Source organism: Qipengyuania sp. S6317L1 (assembly GCF_023015615.1).
Lineage (GTDB): Bacteria > Pseudomonadota > Alphaproteobacteria > Sphingomonadales > Sphingomonadaceae > Erythrobacter.
This window is the reverse complement of the sequence record NZ_JALKAJ010000002.1, coordinates 186432-203964: the sequence shown is the minus strand read 5'-3', so window position 1 is coordinate 203964 and position 17533 is coordinate 186432. Positions and strand designations below refer to the sequence as shown.

Annotated in this window: 16 protein-coding genes; 12 read left to right on the top strand and 4 right to left on the bottom strand. The window is 59.7% G+C overall.

Going from position 1 to position 17533, the window contains the following annotated elements; all coding sequences use genetic code 11:
- The first annotated feature begins 11 nt into the window (after positions 1-11).
- Genes MWU38_RS02385 through MWU38_RS02355 form a run of 7 tightly spaced genes read left to right on the top strand, consistent with a single transcriptional unit; the run spans position 12 to position 8895 of the window.
- Entirely contained in the window at positions 12-1040 is a 1029-nt protein-coding gene (locus MWU38_RS02385; protein WP_247270229.1) for a hypothetical protein, read from the top strand.
- Positions 1041-1048: 8 nt separating this feature from the next.
- Complete coding sequence (locus tag MWU38_RS02380) at positions 1049-1882, top strand: sugar phosphate isomerase/epimerase family protein (RefSeq protein WP_247270228.1); 834 nt, start codon at positions 1049-1051, stop codon at positions 1880-1882.
- Complete coding sequence (locus MWU38_RS02375) at positions 1875-2906, top strand: hypothetical protein (RefSeq protein ID WP_247270227.1); 1032 nt, start codon at positions 1875-1877, stop codon at positions 2904-2906. The genes MWU38_RS02380 and MWU38_RS02375 overlap by 8 nt, the downstream gene beginning before the upstream one ends.
- The gene (locus MWU38_RS02370; RefSeq protein ID WP_247271226.1) at positions 2906-4063 is read left to right on the top strand and encodes an FAD-dependent oxidoreductase; all 1158 of its coding nucleotides are present in this window, start codon (positions 2906-2908) and stop codon (positions 4061-4063) included. The genes MWU38_RS02375 and MWU38_RS02370 overlap by 1 nt, the downstream gene beginning before the upstream one ends.
- A complete protein-coding gene (locus MWU38_RS02365; protein WP_247270226.1) occupies positions 4056-6116 on the top strand; it encodes a hypothetical protein in 2061 nt (686 codons plus the stop codon). Before MWU38_RS02370 ends, MWU38_RS02365 begins: the two co-directional genes overlap by 8 nt.
- Positions 6116-6517, top strand: a complete 402-nt coding sequence (locus MWU38_RS02360; protein WP_247270225.1) for a GtrA family protein — start codon at positions 6116-6118, stop codon at positions 6515-6517. Before MWU38_RS02365 ends, MWU38_RS02360 begins: the two co-directional genes overlap by 1 nt.
- Complete coding sequence (locus tag MWU38_RS02355) at positions 6514-8895, top strand: glycosyltransferase family 2 protein (protein ID WP_247270224.1); 2382 nt, start codon at positions 6514-6516, stop codon at positions 8893-8895. Before MWU38_RS02360 ends, MWU38_RS02355 begins: the two co-directional genes overlap by 4 nt.
- A gap of 11 nt (positions 8896-8906) precedes the next feature.
- On the opposite strand, the gene MWU38_RS02350 is transcribed toward MWU38_RS02355, so the two are convergent.
- Complete coding sequence (locus MWU38_RS02350; protein ID WP_247270223.1) at positions 8907-9263, bottom strand: ATP-binding protein; 357 nt, start codon at positions 9261-9263, stop codon at positions 8907-8909.
- Positions 9264-9357: 94 nt separating this feature from the next.
- Here MWU38_RS02350 and MWU38_RS02345 point away from each other — a divergent pair, with 94 nt between their 5' ends.
- Together MWU38_RS02345 and MWU38_RS02340 are read left to right on the top strand one after the other, a co-directional pair.
- Positions 9358-9792, top strand: a complete 435-nt coding sequence (locus tag MWU38_RS02345) for a FecR domain-containing protein (RefSeq protein WP_247270222.1) — start codon at positions 9358-9360, stop codon at positions 9790-9792.
- Complete coding sequence (locus MWU38_RS02340) at positions 9792-10421, top strand: OmpA family protein (protein ID WP_247270221.1); 630 nt, start codon at positions 9792-9794, stop codon at positions 10419-10421. Before MWU38_RS02345 ends, MWU38_RS02340 begins: the two co-directional genes overlap by 1 nt.
- On the opposite strand, the gene MWU38_RS02335 is transcribed toward MWU38_RS02340, so the two are convergent.
- The 3 genes from MWU38_RS02335 to MWU38_RS02325 are packed head-to-tail and all read right to left on the bottom strand — an operon-like array spanning position 10418 to position 13803.
- On the bottom strand, positions 10418-12457 hold the full coding sequence (locus tag MWU38_RS02335) for a CHASE2 domain-containing protein (RefSeq protein ID WP_247270220.1): 2040 nt from the start codon (positions 12455-12457) through the stop codon (positions 10418-10420). The genes MWU38_RS02340 and MWU38_RS02335 overlap by 4 nt on opposite strands.
- A gap of 9 nt (positions 12458-12466) precedes the next feature.
- Complete coding sequence (locus tag MWU38_RS02330) at positions 12467-13435, bottom strand: MBL fold metallo-hydrolase (protein WP_247270219.1); 969 nt, start codon at positions 13433-13435, stop codon at positions 12467-12469.
- 23 nt (positions 13436-13458) lie between these two features.
- The gene (locus MWU38_RS02325) at positions 13459-13803 is read right to left on the bottom strand and encodes an STAS domain-containing protein (RefSeq protein ID WP_247270218.1); all 345 of its coding nucleotides are present in this window, start codon (positions 13801-13803) and stop codon (positions 13459-13461) included.
- A gap of 334 nt (positions 13804-14137) precedes the next feature.
- On the opposite strand from MWU38_RS02325, the gene MWU38_RS02320 reads away from it, so the two are divergent.
- From MWU38_RS02320 to MWU38_RS02310, 3 genes are all read left to right on the top strand, one after another.
- Positions 14138-16246 (top strand): adenylate/guanylate cyclase domain-containing protein, encoded by a 2109-nt coding sequence (locus tag MWU38_RS02320; protein WP_247270217.1) that lies wholly within the window; start codon positions 14138-14140, stop codon positions 16244-16246.
- On the top strand, positions 16233-16979 hold the full coding sequence (locus tag MWU38_RS02315) for a hypothetical protein (protein WP_247270216.1): 747 nt from the start codon (positions 16233-16235) through the stop codon (positions 16977-16979). Before MWU38_RS02320 ends, MWU38_RS02315 begins: the two co-directional genes overlap by 14 nt.
- A 129-nt stretch (positions 16980-17108) precedes the next feature.
- Complete coding sequence (locus MWU38_RS02310; RefSeq protein WP_247270215.1) at positions 17109-17489, top strand: DUF393 domain-containing protein; 381 nt, start codon at positions 17109-17111, stop codon at positions 17487-17489.
- Positions 17490-17533: the final 44 nt, after the last annotated feature.

Here is a 17533-nt window from a genome sequence, read left to right as displayed (position 1 = left end):
TAAGCCGCTTGGTGACTAACGCGTTCACCATGACGGACAAGGAAAGCGCCGGTTTCAAGATGGCTGCGATGAATTCACATGGGCTGCAATCGGGCCTTATCGGTGCCACCGGCTTTGTCGGCAGCGCACTGCTGCGTCAGACAGATTTCGATGCCTGTTTTGACAGCCGCAACGTAGGCGAGATCGAGGGGCAGAGTTTTGGCACGGTGGTGTGTGCAGCGGCGCCCGGTTCGATGATCGAGGCCAACACCGCACCCGAACGCGACCGTGCAGCAATTCACGGCCTGATCGGACAATTGTCGAAGGTTGATGCGAGGCGATTTATTCTCATCTCCTCGATTGCCGTGCTCGATGACTTTGCGGGTACGGACGACGAAACAACCGCAAGCTTTCAGGAAAACCTCGCTTATGGCCGCCACCGGCGCGAGCTTGAGGCCTTTGTCGAAGAGCATTTCGCCCAGCATCTGATCGTGCGCCTGCCGGCTCTGTTCGGGAAGGGGCTTCGCAAGAATTTCATCTTTGACTTGATGAACCCGGTGCCCTCGATGCTAACCGCTGAAAAGCTTGATGCCTTGCGCAGCGGATTGGATGACGCTTTATCGCGATGGGTTGGCGACCTTTACGCCGAAGACGCAGCGACCGGACTTCTGAAGCTGGATCGCGAGGCACTGAACCACGACGCGCGGCGGGCGGCACTGAGTGAGGCGGTAAGCGACCTCGGGTTATCAGCGACGCAGTTCCACAACCGCGAGACGACCTACCAATATTACGAGATCGACCGGCTCTGGCGCGATATCGGTGTGGCTTTGGAGGCAGGGATTACGCACCTGCACCTCACAAGCGAACCGTTGAAGGCGGCTGTTATTCACGAGCTGCTCACAGGCGTTCCAATGCCGCAGACATCCGCGCGCCTGCATCGCGAAGACATGCACTCGGCGCATGGGAGCCTCTGGGGAGCGAGCGGGCCCTATATTTACAGTGGTGACGCAACGCTAAACCGGCTGGAGCAATTTTTCGCCGGCGAAAGGGCACCGGCGTGATCTTGTCGATGTCAAATATCGCATGGGCGCCGGAAGAGCGCCTCGAAGCCTATGCCGCGATGGCGGACGCGGGCTTTACGGGGCTTGAAATTGCGCCTGGATTGTTTTTTCATTCCAGCAAGGATGCCTTCGTCCCTGGCGAACTGGAGGCGCGCGACGCCCTTGCAGAGATCGCCGATCACGGGCTCCGCCTCGTCTCGATGCAGTCGCTCCTTTTTGGAGTTGAGGGGGCGGGATTGTTCGACGGTGAAATGGCGCGCGCTGCTCTCGTCGAAGGCATGCAACGCGCAATTGATCTGGCGGGCCGCTTTGGCATTCCTAATCTCGTGTTCGGTTCTCCCGCACAGCGCCGCGTGCCAGACGCAATGTCGATGGAACAGGCGCTGGGTGAAGCCGCAGAAGTCTTCCGCACGCTTGGCGACCGGGCTGCCAAGGCAGGCACGACAATCACCGTGGAGGCGAACCCGGCGGATTATGGCACTAACTTTCTGACCAGGTTGGACGAGGCGCTCAACTTCATCGACATGGTCGATCATCCGGCTGTCGCAGCGATCCTTGATCTGGGTGCGATGCATATGAACGGTGAGTTCGACGGGGTCGTGCAGACACTCCCAAAGCTCACCGCCAAGCTCAACCATGTCCACGTGAGCGAGCCAGATCTGGCGCCCGCTCCTGCCAATCCGACGCGTCTCGCTCCCGTTCTTTCTGGCCTTGCGAGCCAAGGCTACGCCAAGGCGGTTTCCATCGAAATGCGCCGCCCTGATAGCGGGCTTCAAGGCGTCCGCTCGTCTATCGCCGCGCTTGCGAAGGCCGCCGACACCGGGGAGAGCGTTCATGCATGAACCCGCCCCAAGAAGCTTTGCAAAACAACGCGAAGACACGGTCGTATCTGTCTGTTTCGCAACGCCCCGGCCAAACAGCACAACTTTCGAGACTATCCGCAAAGTTGTGCAAACGCTCGACACGACATTTCGCTTTCGCGAGATCATCCTTGTCGTTGAAACCCATGAGCGCGAGGCTTTTTTGCCGCTGGTCGAAGAGGTCAGCGATGTTCGCCTTTTTCTGGTGCGCAAGGGCACCGAATATTACGAACGCCGCGTCATCGCCGCCGAAGAGGCCATTGGCGATCTCGTGCTGATTGCGCAGGAAGACGAAGTGGCTGCAATCGACGTGCTCGCCTTCCTTGAGCGAGCCGAGAGCGCCAATGCCATCGCGATCGCCAGTCAGGATAAGCGCCGCCCGATCAAGACGTTTCTGAGCTGGCCCTTTGTCGCTTTGGGAAGGCTGGCCGGTTTCGCGGTTTACCCCAGCGATTGGCAGTCCATTGCCATGCCGCGCACGCTTCTTAATCACATCCTCGCGCATGACGAACCGCGTCTTGCATTGCGCTATCCGCCAAGAGATCCACGCCTGCCGCTCGCGGGGTTTACGGCAGAAACCAACGTGACCTCGCGCGGCGCGTTCAAGGATATCGGGCGACGGATGCAACTGCTGCAGACGCTTCTGGTCTTCCTCACCCCGATTATCCTGAGCGTGGTTGCGATTTCCTCCACTATTCTGACGCTCGTCGGTATCGCCTATGCCGCTTGGATTATCGGTGCGGTGATCATGGTCGACGCCCTCGCGCCCGGTTGGCTGACCACCAACACCATGCTCGCGGTGAGCGCCGTCTTCATGGGTGTTTCAACCCTTGGCCTAAGCCTCGGATTGCAACACGTCCTTCGCCAGAATGTGCGCGACCGGGGCGAGCGCGTGTCCGAAGAGGTGAACCGCATCGACCTCTTCGGCAAAGTCTCCGCCGACCTCAATGTCGAGCTGGAGAGCGAGGCCTGGGCGCAGAATACCACCAAGCCGCATGGTGAGTGATGAGGGGGCCTTCGACCACCCAATATGATTACGTTGTGATCGGTGGCGGCTTTTACGGCTGTTGCCTGGCGCTGTTCTTGCGCTCAATCTCCGACAAGGTCCTGCTGGTCGAAGCATCGGATGCACTGATGACCCGCGCAAGCCGCGTAAACCAGGCGCGCGTGCACACCGGATTTCATTACCCGCGCTCCGCCGTGACAGCGGTCAAATCCATGCTGCTGCACCGCAAATTCCTTGAGGATTTCCCCGAGGCAATCGTTGATGAGTTCCAGATGCTCTATGCGATTGCGCGGCGGCGCTCCAAAGTCACGGCAAAGAAATTCCACCGCATGTTCAGCGAGATGGGCGCGCCGATTGAAGTGGCTTCTCCCAATGATCGCGCGCTGTTTGACCGCGATATGGTCGATGAGGTGTTCGCCTGTTACGAAACCGCTTTCGACTACTCGGTGCTCGCCAAACAAATGGCCGGGCGCCTTGATGAGGCAGGTGTCGAGCTGCGCCTCAATACCAAAGTCGAGGCTCTTGAAAATAAGCGAGGTTACGTGATCGCGGGCCTGTCAGACGGACAGGAAATCACCGCAAGATACGCCTTCAATATAACTTACGCGCAGGTCAATTCAGTGCTTGAAATGGCAGATTTGCCCAAGGCCGCGCTCAAATACGAGGTTGCTGAACTTGCCTTGATCGAGCCGCCGCAAGAGCTTTCCACGCGCGGTGTCACGGTGATGGACGGTCCGTTCTTCTCGGCTATGCCTTACCCGTCGGAGGGGCTCTATTCGCTGACCCATGTGCGCTACACCCCGCACGAAAGCTGGAGCGATGGCGGGCCTGTCAGCGACCCATACGCCCATTTCGCCGCTCGACATTACGAGACGCGGTACGCCTTCATGCTGCGCGATGCCCAGCGATATCTGCCCTGTATTGGAGGCGCGACATACCGGCGTTCAATCTTCGATGTGAAGACCGTCCTTGTGAAGAACGAGGCCGATGACGGTCGCCCGATCCTCTATCAACAAAAGCCCGAGGGTACCCGCGTCATTTCGGTTCTTGGCGGCAAAATCGACAATATCTACGACCTTTTCGAGGCGGTGAAGAGCACAGCGCCCGAGTTTGGCGCGGCGCATTCCGGCTTTGTACTGGGAACACAATATGCCTGAGATCGCGGGCGTGAAGCAGCGCGGCTGGATGCTGCTCGCTGCCCTTGTGGTGGCGGTGATCGCCCTTCGCGGCTGGATACTGCTTTACGATCATAGCCTCAACTCGATCGACGGCGCGATGCAGACGTGGTTCGCGCTCGACAATTTCGCCGATGGAGCAAAGCTTGGCGAAGCGTTCCAATCCTATCTCGGGATCACGATGATCCTCTCGCTTCTGCCGATCTTCATGGCCTTTGGTGAGACGCTCTGGGCCTCGACTTTTGCCGCTTACGCGATGGTGATCGTGGGGAGTTTTGCGGGCGCCTTCGGCATTATCTGGTTGCTGCGTCCAGTTCCAAAGGCGCTGCGATGGGCGCTTACCATACTTCTGATATTCCTGTTCTATTACGCCGGAGGAGCGGCAGCGGGGCTCATCCAATATCGCTGGCCGGCGACCTTCGATCCTGGCGTATCCCTGAGACCCCTTCGCGGTGCGCTACCTTTCTTCGTGCTTCCGGTGTTCGTCTGGGCGGTGAGAGCCATGATCCGGGGCAGCAACTGGGCGCCAGCGGTCTGGCTGGGCCTTGCGGCAGGGGTTGCGCTGTTGTGGTCGAACGACGCTGGCATTCCGCTGTTGATCGCTGCGCTGATGGGGCTTTTCACCGCGCTGCATGACCAAATGGCGCTCCTTGCAAAGGCAATGGTTGCGTTCGCCGTCGGAGCCGCAGCGGCCGTATTTGCCATCCTCATGCTCGTCACTCACGGCGATCCTTCAGGTTGGCTCCAATACAATTTCGTCGATGTGGCGGGCGACCAGTTCTGGTATTTCGGCCCTTGGGGAGAGGAGGCGCGGGTGCTTTCCATCCTCGATCTGCCGCGCATCTTTTACGCAGGCGAGCCATTGACCGCGCTCAGCCTGATGATCCTGACGGCTTCGGTCCTGTTCGCTATCTGGAAGCGATTGAGGGGGCGGGGATCGCCTGTTCGGTTGGGCGCTTTTGTGTTCGTGGGAGCCGCACTCATCGGCACTGCAACCCTGCCTCAGATCGGGGGGCATATCGGTTCGGAATACAAGGCGATCGCCTTTGTCTTTGGCCTGTGCGCGCCTGTGATCCTGCTTCAGGGAAGGCTCCTTTTGTTATCAAAACACCTCCTGCGAAGGGGGAACAGAAAAATCGTGCCTGTCACGGCTGGCCTTGCCGCGCTGGCGATGATTGGCATGGACGCAAGCGCGCTTGTAAGTGTCAAGAGCAAGTCACAAGCCACTGTTTATATTGACGAAATAGGTTTCTATGTAACGCCCGCCAAGGCCGCAGACTTCAAGGCGATCAAGCGCTTTTCCAGCTATCTCGATGCTCGCGCGGTTCCAGAAGATGAGCGATTGCTCTCTGTCTACACCTCGACGCTCGACATTGCGGCTGGCACCAAAAGTCCAGCGCCTGTCGGATCGCTGATCCATGCACTGGGCCCGGACAATCGCGCAAGCTTCAACAAGCTGCTTTTCGGCGAAGCCATCGCGGTGAGCACGATTGCGCCCGATTACACGGGTTGGGAAGGGTGGAACACGCGCGCAAACTGGCCCTTCTTCAAGACCTTGCGCGAGCTCTACGATCCCATCGCCCGAAGCGACCAGAACATCCTCTGGGTCCGGCGCGGCGGCGGTTTGGTCAAGAACGCCGCGAATTGCGAGGTGATCCACCAGACGCTCGACCGGTTCGAAGTGGTGGTGACAAGCGATGTGAGCGGTCTTGCCTCGCTTTATATCGAGCGTGAGGCGTTTGACGCTGAACCGCGCACCGCGCTTTTGACGGTCACGGAAAATTCGCCCTTCACACGCTCGGTGAACGAGGCGCAGTGGAGCGATTTTCCGCGCTACGGCATCGCCAATGCCGAGGTGGTCGAGGTGCCTGCACCGGTAAAGGAAGGCGAAGAAACGCGGCTGTCTTTCAAAGTGCTCGACGGCTCGCCCATCGGGTTTGCACAGTGCGATGCGCAGGTGTTGCCGACGATTGATTTTGCCGCGCTGCCAAGCTTTCAAGAAGGCGTGGATCGCCTGATTGCGCGGTGGCAGTGATGGGCGAAATGCTGCGCTTCTTTACCGTCACCGTTCTGGGTGTGGTCGTCGATATCGCGATTGCCTATACCTTGCATGAGCTTGCCGGCGTGCCCTTGGCCCTTGCTGCTCTGATCGGCTTTGTCTGCGCGGCAAGCGCCAATTACGTGCTGCATCAGGTCTGGAGCTTTGGGGGCGGGATGCGCAGCCTTTCCGGTGCACGAGCGGCAAAATACGCCGTGGTCGCAGGGCTTACGCTGCTGGTGCGGGTGAGCGTTGTCGCCGTCCTCGACGCATGGCTTGTGGGCGGATTTGCGCTTCTTATCCTGATTTGCGGGGCCGGTGTCTCCTTCTTCGTCAATTTCGCGCTCAGCAAGCTTTTCGTTTTCGCGCAGGCGCCCGCAGGTGAGGGCACATTATGACCGTCGCCGTGCCTCTCCCCTTCGATGACAGCGATTGGCAATTGCCGTCGCATGAGGAGGCGATCTACGCCCCGAAGGCTCACAGATACGCGCTTGTCATCCCCGTCATCAACGAAGGGCAGCGCATCAGGGGGCAGCTTTCGCGGATCAAGGAGGCCCAGCTTCGCGTCGATGTGATCGTCGCGGACGGCGGTTCCACCGACGGGTCGCTCGATGCCGATTTCGTAAAGCCTGTGGGCGTTCGCGCGGTGTTGACCAAGACGGGGCCGGGCAAGCTGTCGGCGCAGCTTCGCATGGCTTACGCATGGGCGCTTCGCGAAGGCTACGAAGGCATTGTTACCATCGATGGCAATGGCAAGGACGGGGTCGAGGCGGTCACGCAGTTCGTTGCGAAGCTCGAAGAGGGCTGCGACTATGTTCAAGGTTCGCGATACCTGCCCGGAGGCGAGGCGGAGAACACCCCGCTGGAGCGCACGATTGCAAATCGGCTTATCCATGCACCGCTTTTGAGCCTTGCGGGAAAGCACGGGTTCACCGACACGACCAACGGGTTCCGGGCCTATTCCGCGCGCTATCTGACGCATCCCGATGTCGCGCCATTCCGCGCCGAATTCGAGGTTTACAATCTTCTGTTCTACCTCACGGTGAGGGCAGGGCAGTTGGCCCTGAAGGTCGATCACGTGCCCGTCGTGCGCCGCTATCCGCAGGACGGCAAAGTGCCCACCAAGATCGGCGGGCTCGCCTCAAAGCTGGCGCTGTTGGGCGAGACGGTGCGCGCGGCAACGGGTGGTTACACACCCGACCACGCTGCGCGGCCAAACCCGTCGTTCCTGTGGCCCGCTATATTCGCCGCCGCGGTGCTCTTGCCGCTTTTCCTGAGCGTTGTCGTCGCCCCCGACTATTCGCCTGACAGCTGGGCATTGTATGAGCTCGGCAAGACGGTCTTTGGCGATTTCTACCGCTTTACCCATTTTCGCAGTTACGCCAGCGCATCGGAATATTCAGCGGCCTTCGCGCCGCTTTGGCCAAGCTTGATCGCGATTGTCGATGCGGCGCTGGGGACGGGCGCGCGAACGGGGCTGTATCTGGCGTTTGTTGCCTATTTCGCCTTTGTGCTGGTTTCCGAACAGATCGGTCGGCGTGTCACGGGCGCACCGTGGGTTGGGACGGCTGCGGCTCTGATCCCGCTGCTTGGCCCCAGCATGGTTTGGGACGAGCTTGGCGCAGGACGGACGATCCCCCTGCAAATGCTGCTTTATGCGCTCATTTTGCGCGGGGCGTTGGCGGGGCGGGGAATGACCGTCGCCGGCGCTGGTCTTATCGGTCTTCTTGCAGGGCTGGCCGTGATGAACCGCTTTGATGCAGCGCTCCTGCCGGTGCTTGCCGCGATGCTCGTTCGCTGGTTCACCCGCAGCCCGGCGCGCGTGATTGCAGCGCTTGCGGCATCTGCCGTCGCTGTTTCGCCTTGGGTGGCCTATTCGCTTGGCACATTCGGAACAGTGTTTGCCACCGACAATGCAGGGATTGCGACCGCGCTCGACCCGCGCGCGTTTGTCACCGATTGGTGGCCGCAAGCGCAGCCGTCTCTTGCCGATGACCCCGGCGCATGGGCGCTCAAAGTCATGGGAGGTGCAGGTCAGTGGGCGGTGAATGCCATCGCCATTCTCGCAGGCCCCCTTGGCGCTGCGTGGGCTTTCGGCCTGCTGGGGCTGGGCGGTGTGCACTGGCTCGGCCAGAAAGCGCCCAGTGTCGAGGCGCGGGCCATCGGATTTAGCGGGCGCCACGATATCCTGTTCGCGTTCACGGCAATGATTGCTCTTTTGATGGTGCCGCAGATCGTCACGGGCTACCTTGAATACCGGTATTATTCGGCGCTTGTGTGGGCCTTTGTCCTTCTGCCTTCGACATGGCTCATCTCCCAAGCTGTCAGCATGGCGCAAGCTCGCTCCTATGCGACGATCCTTTCGGCCTTGATCCTTCCCTGGCTTGCGCTGTTTGCGTGGGTGACCCTGTTCGCAGCATCGCAGGATGGGCGCGTTGATCTGGAGAAATGGTCCGATTTCGAAAGCCCTCGCGATGTGGCCGTTCTACAGGACTGTCTTGAGGACGAGCCCGGTGCGCGGATCCTCGTGATGGAAGACGATTTATTCGCGGCGAAGGCGGGGGCTCTGGGCTCGCTTCGAACGATGATGGAGCCGCGCAATATCGCAGAGCAAAGGGCCGGCGCGCCCAGCCATGATGCTTTCATCGAGGCATGGGACGTTGATTATCTGCTGCTTCGCGATCCCTGGCGCATTGGCGATGCCGAAGCCATTCGCGGGGCTGCCCTCAAGAACGCCTGTCCGCTCCTGCTTTTCAACGTTGCGGGTGATCGCTGACCGCTTTGCGATCAAGCCAGAGTCAGGCCAAGCGAATTGGTGACATCACCCCTTTGATAGCTGGTGTCGGTTGCCCAGGCGTGGATGATGGCAAGGCCGATCCCGCCACCCGTCGTCGGGTTGGGCGCCTTTACCGGCGGCACGCACAGCGGGTTGAAGGCGATACCATTGTCCTCCATCCGCAGGGTGATTGAGCCATTGTGTTCGGCCAGCTCCAGCGAGAGGGAAAAATCCTGCCCCTTGCCGCCATGACAAAGCGCATTGGTGACCAGTTCTTCGACCACAATCGCAAGTTTCACCTGAAGGCGCGGCTGAAAATCATGCGATGCCAGAAAGTCGCGCGCAAATTGTAGCGATTGGCGGATCACCGGGGCAAAATTACAATCTTTTGCAACAAATGCCGAAAATCGCCTCCTGTGCCCCATAATTCTATGCTAACACACCTCTGGCTGGGGAGTATATATGCGAAATGTAACCATTTTTATCGCAGCGCTATTCGCGATTATAGCGCAACCTGCTGTCGCAAATGAAATCGGGCGGATCAAGAATGTCACCGCTGGCGGGATCGAAGTGATCCGCGCCGGGGCGAAGCTGACGGGCCGGTCCGGTTTCAAGCTGCGCGAAGGCGACATCGTCGTGACCAATGCGCGCCAGCGCGCCGGCATCACATTCGTCGACAACACCCGCCTTGTGGTCGCTCCGGGAAGCCGGATGATCATCTCGCGCTATCGGTTTGACCGGGCGCGCCGGACGGGCGAATCCTCGATGAGGATTGAACGGGGCAAGGTCGGGGTCGATTCCGGCGAGCTTTCCCGCTCGGGCCGTATGAAATTCAGAACACCGACATCGACGCTTGGCGTTCGGGGAACCACATTTGTGATTGAGGTGGACGAATAATGCAAAGAACACTTGGATTGATTGCGCTGGGGGGCGCTCTTGCATTGGCAGGGTGCGCGTCTTCCAAGGAGCGGGTCACGCTGTTGTCGTCGGCGGTGCCCGGTAAGGACACAGGCGCGGTTGTGATCGAATATGCGGATGGCAGCGAGGCGTATCTGACCGCTGCGAACCAGCAGGCAAAGCTCAGGGGCGAGAAAGAGCCGCGGCTCAAACAGTTTGACGAGGTTGATCCTGTCCACGCCGAGATCATGACCGACTTGCCGAAGAGGTTTGCGCGCGACAATTTCTATTTCGCGACCGGTGAGGGAACCCTCAGCGATGCGGAAATGGACCGGCTTCAGGCGTTCCTTGCTCAGAATATCGAGAACCGGCCCGGGGTCGAGATTGAAATCGCCGCGCACACCGATGCAACGGGCAGTGAAGAGGTCAACAACCGCGTCTCGCAACAACGCGCGATGACAGTCCTTGGACAGGTGCGCAAACGCGTAAACGATGCCGACCTTCCGATCGAGGAAGGTGACATCGACGCTGTGGCAAGCTCTTGGCACTGGGCACGCTCTGCACTTGCGCCCGGTCAAGCGGGTCAACCCGATCCTGCTTACCGCGTGGTGGTTGTCACCGTCCGCTAACGGCCCGCCTCGCAGCCGAGGTAGCGCAGCGCCAGTATTGTCAGATCGTCAGCCGGATCCATCCCGCGCTCGAATTCACGCACTCTGGCCGCGATATGTCTGGCGCGCTCTGCGGCACTGGCTTGAGGGTCTTCACCAATGGCGCCGATCACGCGCTCGAGGCCAAAGCGGTCCTCTTTCATGTTCATTGCATCGGTCGCCCCGTCGGTGATGATGACGAGGCTTTCTCCGGGTTTCAACTGCAAGGTTTCGACGCTGTAGGGAAAATCGTCGAGGGTCCGAAGGCGAAGCCCGCCGACCATTTTGACGACGTCGACCCTGCCATCGGCGCGCACGAGCATGGGGTCTTCGTGGCCCGCATTGACCATTTCCACCTTGCCGCTCGAACAATCGATGATCCCCACCAACATGGTGAGGTCCATTTCCTCATCCTCTTCGGCCATAAGGTCGGCGTTGACCTGGCGCACGGCTGTTTCGAGGTCGCCGCTCGAGCGCATGAGGTTGTTCTTCGACACTGATTTGGACAGCGCCATGAAAAGCGCTGCACGAAGCCCTTTGCCGCTGACATCGCCCACAAGGAAAGCGAGGCGATTGCCCTCCAACTCCATCGCATCGTAAAAATCGCCGCCCACCGATTTTGCCGGCTCGAGGACCGCGCCGATTTCGGTGCGGGTGCCCAATCGCGCAAGCCGCGTGGCGCTTGGCACCATGGTCATCTGGAGCTTGCGCGCGCTTTCGTTTTCCTTCTCCTGCTTGGCGGTGACAATGCGCTTTTCAACAAGCTCGCGAAAGGCGAGGGCATACCGCACGCCAACCAGTGCGATTGCAGCGAAAATTGCGATGATCAAAGGGCGCGCAGGATCGAACAATATGCCGCTTGCGTCATAGGCGAAATAGGAAGCGGCAGGCAGCACCGCGGCGCTCGCCAACACCGGCACGATCAGCCATTTGGCAATCCCCACACCAGCGATCACCAGCATGACCACAAGGCCAAAAGCAACCGCCCATTCAAGCGCCTTGGCCCACGCAGGCCGCGACAACCAATAGCCGTTCAAAATCGCATCGACCGCTTGCGCTTGCACGAGGGTCCCCTGCATTCTGCTGGCAACCGGCGTTGCGAAGATGTCGGTTGTTCCCGTTGCGCCAAAGCCGACGAGCACGATCTTGTCCTGCAATTCATCGACGCCGACGAAGTCACCTTCGAGCACGTTGATCGCTGAAATCGCCTTTTCGTCCCATCCGGGCGCCATCTTGAATTCGAAATTGCCCTTGGCATCGGAAGGCACGACCCGCTCGCCCACCGCCATGCCGCCGTCTGTCCACGCCAGCATCTCCCCGCCAGCTGCGATATTGGCAAGTTGAACCGCAAATCCCGGAGCCGACACGTCGCCCGCTTTGACCGCAAGAGGAACGCGGCGCACGATCCCGTCGCGATCAGGTGGGCCGATAACCACCCCGCGGGCAAGCGCGAGGTCATCGAGCAGCGCAATACTGGTCAGCATCCGCGGCGTTGTGACGATCCCGGAAGGCGGCTCGCCCTCAACGCCGTCAAAGGTCAGCTCGCCAAGCGGACGGCCGCCCGAATTGGTGGTGACCCAAGGCATGACCGTCGGGGCGCTTTCGATCACGCTCGCAAGGTATTGGTCGCCATAGGGCAGGGTGAGGAGCTTGTTGCGCGTAGCTGCATCAAGCGCCTCCTCGGTGTAAAGATCGGCGAAGTTTTCAGGCCGCATCCGGTCAGGTTCGGTGAAGTATATGTCGATGCCGATTGCTCTGGGTCCGGTTTGCGCGATGTTTTCAAGCAGCGCTGCGACATCGGTGCGCCGCCATGGCCATTGGCCTTTTGCCGCAACGCTCGCATCGTCGATCATCACGACCACGACATCATCGCTTCCGCCTTCGCGCGGGGCGAGGTTTTGCCAGCTGTCGAACACGAGACGGCGCTGGAACTCGCCGCCAAAAAGGCTCACCAGAAGGCCGATCACGGCGCCCGCCAGAACAGCAGCGACAATAAGGCGTTTGGATTTCGCAGGCATCAGCTGCCTCTAGAGCTCAAGGCAATAGCCATCGAAAGAGCACAATACCTCGATCGGCGCGCTGTCTTCACGCAAAAGCTCTTCGTACCGCATTGTTTCGGCGTGCATGCGCGCAATATCAGCATCGGAATAGGTCGGTTCGTGGTGGAACAGGGCAAGCCGTTTCGCGCCCGCTTTGCGGCACAGATCCACCGCGACAATGTTGGAGGAGTGGCCCCAATCCTCTTTCATCGTCACACTGTCAGCGAGCGAATACATCGTGTCCGCGATCACGAGGTCTGCGCCCGACATGAACTCGGCCATGTCGTCTTCTTCGCCCATCTTGTCGATCTTGTATTCGGCATCGGTTGAATAAACCGCGCTGCGCCCGTTTGCGTCGGTAAAGCGATAGCCATAGCTGTCGTGGCTGTGTTCTTGCCGGGTGAGGCCAACGGTAAGCTCCCCGATCCTGTATTCTTCGCCCGGCGTCAGAGTGCGAAATTCGATATCGGCCTTGAGCCAGTCGAACGGCACGGGGAAGGAGATTTCCTCCTGCTGGCGGCGAAGGGCGGTTTCCGCGTCGGTGTGCCCTGCGTGAATGATGACCTTCGCGCCTTCGACAAAGGCGGGGACGAAGAACGGGAAGCCCATGATATGGTCCCAGTGAAGGTGCGAAAGGAAGAAATGCCACTCCTTATCGCGGCCTCCCTCTGACAAGCGCCTAAGCGTGTCGAGGCCCAGTTCGCGAAGGCCCGAACCCATGTCGCAGATGACAAAGGCGCCTTTTCCGACGTCAATTTCAACGCAGCTTGTCGCCCCGCCATACCCTTGCCCGACAGCGAAGGGCAGCGCGTCGCGCGCATATTGAAGAGCGGCCTGTTTGTCCGGAAACTTTTGGCCCTGCGCCTGAAACAGCGCGTCAGCGACCTTGTCAGAAATGGTTGAAGCATGCGGCGCAACGGGGAGTGACCCGCGTGTTCCCCAAAATCTGACCTGCATGTGTCCCCCCTAAAGCAGTGCTGCTAATTCCCCAATGCAGCCTCTACCGTTTCGGTTACGGTGAAAATCGTATCGTACCGGCTTATCTGCAGAATTTCGCGCAGAGTATCATTGGGAGCGGCAAGCACAATAGTTGTTCCGTTTTGCGTGGCCGCCCGCTGTGCCAGCGTAAATCCGCGAAGCCCGCGCGAGGACATGTAATCAATACCGGACAGATCGAGGATGGCCTTGTCCGGGCCGTTTTGCATGGTTGCGACCATGTGATCCTTGAACGCATCGGCGGTGGCTTCGTCCACTCTGCCCTTGGGCGAGAGCACGAGAGCGTTGCCACGCTCTTCATGGCTCCATTTCAGTTCGTTAGCCGACATCTGGTTTGCATAGCGCGAGTTAGTCGGATTGCCAAATGATGCGCGAGGCGGCCTTGGGCCATGGCTTTTGGGCATGACCTTGGGGAGCGATGGGCTCCCGGCGTATGCCCCGAGGATGGGGGCGATCTGGGCAAGCGAGTGCATAAGCGACCTATTGGTTTGTTTCGCGCATGGAATAGATCACGTGATTATGAATTTTTCCCTATCCCCGCCCCTGGCCTTCCACCCCGGATAGGTGAACCTTCGCGCTTGCCCGTGCCCGCGAAACCTGCTTTCTCTTGGTCGCAGGCAAGGCTGTGCCAACGGCATGGCCCGGGATTTGGGGGGATCATAAATGGCGGGTGAAAACCCTCACAAGAAGCGCAGCGGCGCATTGGTTCGCAATGTCAGGGGACTGCGCGAAGCGGGCATGGTGCAGCTTGTCGGGATGGTCATATTTGTGGCCTTCTCGATATTCATCGCGCGCTACAGCTGGGCCTTGCCAGGGGGAGGGGAGCCGACACCTCTTACCAATGATGCAGAGCGCGCCCTTTATGATACGCGCGCCTATCTGGCCGCCGATCTGGTCGAACAGGATGAGCGTATTGTCCTTGTCGTGTTTGACGATCAGGCGCTCATCAATCTTGAAAAACGCTCGCCCTTGCCACGAGACGCCATTGCCGAGGCGCTGCGAAATCTCGATGGCATGGGTGCAAAAGCCATCGGGATCGATATTCTTTTCGATCAACCGCAAGCCGAAGATATCGACCTTGTCGAAACCCTGCGCGCGATGGAGACGCCAACATCGGTTGCCTATGCAACGCTTGCCACGAACGAGGCCGACATCGTTTATCAGCAGCAGGAATTCCTCAACGAATTCATGGCCGCAATAGAGGAAGGCGACACCAATGTAAGGCGCGCGAGTATCCGCCTTGACGACGAATTTGGGGCGACCCGTGTGTGGCCTGATATCATACCGGATTTGCCGCCCTTGCTGGGCCGGGCGATGCTCGAAGATGCAGGCGGACCTCATCAGGAATTTGCAGGGTATGAAGGCGCGATTGAATATCGCCGCGCTTTGAAGGCCGATTTTGATGATGACGCGGACCCTGATGCGCCGACGCAAGGGCAGGTGGAAGAACCGTTGTTCCTGACCTTGTCGATCGAGCTTTTTCTCGATCTTGACCCGGCGGTGGCCGAATTTGTCGCTCAGGAGATCGAGGGCAAATATGTCCTCATCGGGGGCGATATTCTCGATTACGACCGGGTGGCGACCCCGTTCACCTCATGGACGGGATTTGAACCATCCGGGCTATCCGTCCACGGCGAATTGATCGCGCAAATGCTCGATGGAAAGCGACTTGCGCAAATTCCATCGTGGAGCCTGTGGGTGATGGCCCTTGTCGTGGTCGGCAGCGCGGTTCTGGTCGCCCTGCTTGAATCGCCTGCGCAAAGGCTCGTGCCCATGCTGGCAGGGCTGGGCGCGATCTACTTTGGCTTGCCGTTTGCGCTGCATTTCAATGAAGTGGACACCTACGGCCTGCCCGCCGTGGGCTGGCTGGTCGCCTGGATCATCACCTTCACCGTGGTCACAGCAGCGGCGCGCTCGGCAGGATCGGCGCAGCGGTCTTTCGCGCAAGGGGCGCTTGGCAAATACATCCCGCGCGACATCGCAGAGGCGATTATCGATGAGCCGGACCTTTTGTCGCTGGGCGGTGAGAAGCGCGAGATCTACGTGATGTTCTCCGACCTTGAGGGCTTTACCAAGATGAGCCACGCGATCGAGCCGGAGATGGTCGCAAAACTATTGAACCGCTATCTCGAAATGCTGAGCAAGGTGGTGCTCGATCATGGCGGTGTGATCGACAAATATGTGGGCGATGCGGTGGTCGCATTCTGGGGTGCGCCGATTGCCCGCGAAGACGATGCACAACGCGCTCTCAAAGCAGGCTACGCGATCTGGCAGGCGGGCGAGGAGTTCCGTGCAGAAGTCGCCGCGATGGACCCCGACCTTCCCAAGATCGGTAAAACGCGCGTCGGCCTTCACTATGGCGAGGCGGTGGTCGGCAATTTTGGCGGCGAAACCCGCATCCAATACACCGCGCTTGGCGATTCCATGAACACCGCAGCGAGGCTTGAGGCGGCAAACAAACCGCTCAAATCCAGTGTTTCGGCAAGCCTTGAGATCATCGAGCAAGCCGATCCCGACTGGTGGGCCCCGATGGGGCGCATCGTGCTGCGCGGCCGTGCGCAGCCGGTGAACATCTATCAGCCAATGCCCGACCTTCCAGCCGAAGACCGCAGGAAACTTGAAGAGGTCGTTCAGCTTACAGATAGCAACTATGAACTAGCGGTGCAGCTGATAGATCAAGTGGTCGCTGGTCATCCCGAGGATTCGGCGCTAGAAAACTACGCATACCGAATTCGCAATTTGAATGATGGGGGAGCATATGTTCTCGGTTAAATCCAAGGCTCGCATCGCGGGCCTCGCAGCCGCCATGGCTGCTGTTTCAATTCCAGGTGCAGCGGCCGCGGGCGTGGTCGTGAAATCCGCAGGGCCTTCTGCCGCAACCTATCCGGTTGGCAAAAAGGTCGCTGACAGTTCTACGATCACTCTTCGCGCAGGCGACAAGATCACCGTGCTCGTCAATGGCGGCACCAAGGTGATGCAAGGGCCCGGCACGTTCCGTGTGGGCGAGGGCGCGACCCGCACCCGTGCACGCTTTGCACGGCTTACCCGCCAGGGTGCATCCAACCGGGCACGCACCGGGGCAGTGCGCGGCGGTGGTGGCGCTTCTGTCACCATGCCGAACCTGTGGATGGTCAATGTCGCAGCCGCCGGCACGACGTGTCTTTACGACCTCGAAAATGTGCGCTTGTGGCGTCCAGAGCCGAGCGAGGGCCAAACCTATTCAATCGCCCAGCAAGACGGTGACGGCGCGCTTGATGTGACCTTTGTCGAGACAGAGAGCATGCGTGCACTCGACCCCGAAGGGCTGAAGCTTGCTGACGGTGCGACATATACGATCACCGGACCTGCTGGTGAAGGCGACAGCGCCGCATCGGTCGATGTGAAAATCGTCGCGCTCACCGAAACCTATCGCCAGCCTGACGCGCTGGCGGGGGCGCTTGCCGAAAACGGATGTACGGGCCAGTTGACGGTTCTTGGTGATATTGCTGAGGCCGAAGCATCCTGAAGAGCGGTTCGTTAGCCGAACACTTAAAACGAACTTTAGAAACGCGTCCGCGCCTCTCACGGTGCGGGCGCGTTTTGCTTTGCACAGGCCCTTCGAGGAACTTGCGGCCAATGCGCGCATTGATCCAGCATGGACCAGGCACCGTCTCCCCGCTCCCCCGAAACGTCCCGCGTAAAAGTGTGGTTCGATGGCGCCTGCCCGCTGTGCATTCGCGAAATATCGCTGATGCGGCGGCTCGATACAAACGGTGCAATCGACTTTGTCGATGTGTCGGACAATGCCGATCCCTCGTGCCCGATCAATCAGGAAGAATTGCTCGCCCGTTTTCACGCTGAGGAAAATGGCAAGGTGCTGAGCGGCGCGGCGGCTTTTGCGGCGATGTGGCGCGCAATCCCGGCTCTGCGACCGCTCGGGGCTCTTGCAAAAAATCGCTTTGTGCTGGTGGTGCTTGAGCGGCTCTACATCCTGTTTTTGCGCGTGCGTCCGCGCCTCCAGAAGCTATTGAGCTGAAGCGCAGTCACAAAAGACTTGCCCCCGCGCGGCACATAAGGTCT

What these genes read in the sequence shown, in the direction of transcription:
- MWU38_RS02375 (WP_247270227.1), top strand. Translation starts at nt 1,875, where the DNA reads ATGCATGAACCCGCCCCAAGAAGCTTTGCAAAACAACGCGAAGACACG.
- MWU38_RS02345 (WP_247270222.1), top strand. Translation starts at nt 9,358, where the DNA reads ATGCGAAATGTAACCATTTTTATCGCAGCGCTATTCGCGATTATAGCG.
- MWU38_RS02330 (WP_247270219.1), bottom strand. Translation starts at nt 13,435, where the DNA reads ATGCAGGTCAGATTTTGGGGAACACGCGGGTCACTCCCCGTTGCGCCG.
- MWU38_RS02310 (WP_247270215.1), top strand. Translation starts at nt 17,109, where the DNA reads ATGGACCAGGCACCGTCTCCCCGCTCCCCCGAAACGTCCCGCGTAAAA.
- MWU38_RS02370 (WP_247271226.1), top strand. Translation starts at nt 2,906, where the DNA reads ATGAGGGGGCCTTCGACCACCCAATATGATTACGTTGTGATCGGTGGC.
- MWU38_RS02335 (WP_247270220.1), bottom strand. Translation starts at nt 12,457, where the DNA reads ATGCCTGCGAAATCCAAACGCCTTATTGTCGCTGCTGTTCTGGCGGGC.
- MWU38_RS02355 (WP_247270224.1), top strand. Translation starts at nt 6,514, where the DNA reads ATGACCGTCGCCGTGCCTCTCCCCTTCGATGACAGCGATTGGCAATTG.
- MWU38_RS02360 (WP_247270225.1), top strand. Translation starts at nt 6,116, where the DNA reads ATGGGCGAAATGCTGCGCTTCTTTACCGTCACCGTTCTGGGTGTGGTC.
- MWU38_RS02365 (WP_247270226.1), top strand. Translation starts at nt 4,056, where the DNA reads ATGCCTGAGATCGCGGGCGTGAAGCAGCGCGGCTGGATGCTGCTCGCT.
- MWU38_RS02320 (WP_247270217.1), top strand. Translation starts at nt 14,138, where the DNA reads ATGGCGGGTGAAAACCCTCACAAGAAGCGCAGCGGCGCATTGGTTCGC.
- MWU38_RS02315 (WP_247270216.1), top strand. Translation starts at nt 16,233, where the DNA reads ATGTTCTCGGTTAAATCCAAGGCTCGCATCGCGGGCCTCGCAGCCGCC.
- MWU38_RS02380 (WP_247270228.1), top strand. Translation starts at nt 1,049, where the DNA reads ATGTCAAATATCGCATGGGCGCCGGAAGAGCGCCTCGAAGCCTATGCC.
- MWU38_RS02340 (WP_247270221.1), top strand. Translation starts at nt 9,792, where the DNA reads ATGCAAAGAACACTTGGATTGATTGCGCTGGGGGGCGCTCTTGCATTG.
- MWU38_RS02325 (WP_247270218.1), bottom strand. Translation starts at nt 13,803, where the DNA reads ATGTCGGCTAACGAACTGAAATGGAGCCATGAAGAGCGTGGCAACGCT.